This is a genomic window from SAR324 cluster bacterium (assembly GCA_029245725.1).
In the GTDB taxonomy this organism is placed as follows: domain Bacteria; phylum SAR324; class SAR324; order SAR324; family NAC60-12; genus JCVI-SCAAA005.
The window spans coordinates 1-2876 of record JAQWOT010000139.1; the positions used below are offsets into that span (position 1 = coordinate 1).

Here is a 2876-nt window from a genome sequence, read left to right on the forward strand (position 1 = left end):
CTTCCTTGCAGCCAAGTATTTCTCTGCGGCTTTCTCACTAGTAATACTGTAGTAGCTCTTGCCTTGCTTCATGTCTGCAAACAATTCCAAGTACAACTCCTTGCCTAGTTCCACAGCTTCTGTCCTTTTCCTTGTCCGCAAACTCTTCCTTACGTACTTCTTCTCCTTTTCCAACCAAGCCTAAACTGCCAATAGTCTCCACGCTTGTACACACAGGCATCATCAAATATTGCTATCTCATCCTCTTTGTATTCTGTCTTCCTTCCACCCATATCCGCTCCACGTTTTTAAACTTTTTGGAATTTTCGCGTAGCTGTGCCTGCAACATAATCAAAAATGTCCAATAAATTCAGTGTAAAAATTTAGAGTGTGTAAGCTTTTTGAAAAAAATTAAACATAAAAATCAGTAGTTTATATTTAATTTGTTGCGTTACGACTACTACGGATTTCCAGAGCAGTCCTATCATCTTGATTATCCTGTTCCCGGTTCATCAGCACTAGCAGAAACTGTCCAGTTGCAACTCAGAAAACAAGGAATCGCTGCGGTGTTGGAGCAAAGTCGCAGACTGGATCACGGAGTATTTGTACCGTTGATGCTGATGTATCCCAACGCAGACATTCCCTGCATCCAGGTTTCCTTGCAGCAGAGTCTTGACCCATTAGCCCATTTGCAACTCGGGCAGGCCTTGGCTTCTCTGAATCAGGAGGGTTTGCTGATTCTCAGCTCAGGGTTTCCCTTTCACAACATACAGGCTTTCTTCCGGCAGGGCTCAGGAATCCCGGATGCCAAGAATATGGCTTTTGAGACTTGGCTAAAGGAGGCTCTGAGCAATCCTGACTTGTCGGAAACAGAACGGTGGGAACGCCTGCGGAATTGGGAAAGCGCTCCAAACGCAAGATACTGTCACCCTCGAGAGGAGCACCTGTTGCCGCTGCTTGTTTGCTATGGTGTAGCTCAACGCCCTTGTGCAAGAGTAGAAACCGTTACAGTACTGGGCAAGCAGGCTAGCTCCTTCATCTGGTGAACTCACATTCCTTCAGATTGATGGAGTTTCCCTCCAGTAAGTGAGCTACAGGGCATTGCACTCTGATCCCTGAACCGCTATAACTGCGCAAACATTCCCTTCTTCCATTTCTTCTCCAATCAATCCTTATCAGATCTGAGACCATGGTGAGTACAACTATCCCCCGAGATTACAGCCTCATTGGACCAGAAGCCCAAAAAGCTGAAGAGAAAGGACTGGCCTCCGCAACTTGGTACGCCACGCCTATCCCCCGCAAACGTATGAAGGAATTGATGCGCCGCTCAGATCAACCAGCTATTCGAGATACAGCCATCTGGTTGGGCCTGCTTATGATGACAGGTGGATTTGGTGTGTATTTCTGGGGAACCTGGTGGTGTGGGCCCTTCTTTTTTGTTTATGGGATTCTTTATGGTAGTGCCTCGGATTCTCGTTGGCACGAGTGCGGTCATGGTACCGCATTTCGCACCCAGTGGATGAATCAAGCTGTGTATCAACTCGCTTGCTTCATGATTATGCGCAGCCCCACAGGATGGCGTTGGTCCCACACACGTCATCACACAGACACAATCATTGTCGGTCGTGATCCTGAGATTGCCATTGGTCGTCCTGCTCGGCTGTTTCGACTGTTCCTTAATTTCTTTGGCCTGATCGATATTCCAATCTCTCTGGCAAAGACAGTCCTACATTCTTTTGGACAGTTGACTGCCGAGGAGGCTGACTATATCCCAGAGATGGAACGACACAAAGTTTACAATGTGGCCCGTGTCTGGATCATGGTCTATGGACTGACTGCTGCGGTTAGTGTGATCTACCAGAGTTGGCTTCCATTGATGCTGATCGGCTTGCCCCGCGTGTATGGAACTTGGTTACACATCATCTTCGGTCTGACCCAGCATGCTGGCCTGGCTGAAGACGTTCTTGATCATCGCCATAACACGCGCACTGTTTATATGAACCCCATCTTTCGCTATCTCTACTGGAACATGAATTATCACGTGGAACACCACATGTTTCCGATGGTTCCATATCATGCGCTCCCTGCTCTTCATGAAGAGATGAAAGCCTATACAGCCCCTGTTTATCGGAATATGATTGAAGCCTACCGTGAGATTATTCCTGCCTTGTGGAAGCAATCTGGTGATCCTGAATTTTTTGTCCCCAGAGCTGTCCCAAAACCAGACTCAACAAATGAGCAATCAAGCCCAGTAGTAGCTGCCTGAAATGGACTTGAAGGGTTTTTAACCATTGTCTTTGAGAGTTGATTGTTTGGGTGTTTCTAACTTCAAAATCTACCATTTGGAAAATTGGTAAACTGCTATCTAAGAGTGATCTTGAGAGTAGGTTTAATTTCAGTTTTTTTGATCATGATTTCAATCTTTAAAAAGACTTCAAAAATCCGAAAAGCATTAGGATTTATTCTCATTGGAATCATTGTTCTTGGTGCTTTCATTACTACTACACAAGCTCAATCCAATGAGTTGCTTCAATCAAGAATACGACTCTTTGAAGCCTGGTTGAATACCTTAATGAGTGATCAAACCTTACGAGGAGTTTCTGTCAGTCTTGTTCAGAATCAAAAGCTTGTTTATGCCAAAGGATTTGGAGTTTCTGACTTTGAAAAAAAATCTCCAGCTACTGAGTCAACCAATTATCGAATTGCTTCAATCACAAAGCTCTTTACGAGTCTTGCTTTGATGCAGCTAGTAGAACGCCAGAAAATTTTACTAGACACTCCTGTAGTTGAAATAATTCCTGAACTGAGGGCAATCAAAACAAATGGTCATCCTGTAGAAGACATCACTATCAAGTCCATCTTGACTCACACTACGGGTTTACCCACCAATCCCAATT

The 2876-nt window shown here is 45.0% G+C and carries 3 protein-coding genes; all 3 read left to right on the top strand.

What is annotated here, in order from left to right:
* Nucleotides 1–422 precede the first annotated feature (422 nt).
* Nucleotides 423–1025: a class III extradiol ring-cleavage dioxygenase gene (locus P8O70_06385; protein MDG2196502.1), complete on the top strand. Its 603-nt coding sequence runs from the start codon at nucleotides 423–425 to the stop codon at nucleotides 1023–1025.
* Between the two features lie 143 nt (nucleotides 1026–1168).
* Nucleotides 1169–2245, top strand: coding sequence for a fatty acid desaturase family protein (locus P8O70_06390; protein ID MDG2196503.1), 1077 nt, complete (start codon nucleotides 1169–1171; stop codon nucleotides 2243–2245).
* A gap of 144 nt (nucleotides 2246–2389) precedes the next feature.
* Nucleotides 2390–2876 (top strand): serine hydrolase (locus tag P8O70_06395; GenBank protein ID MDG2196504.1); only part of this gene is annotated, 487 nt, incomplete at its 3' end.

Excerpts from the sequence above, each read along its gene's own strand:
- P8O70_06390 (MDG2196503.1), top strand. The coding sequence starts at position 1,169 with ATGGTGAGTACAACTATCCCCCGAGATTACAGCCTCATTGGACCAGAA.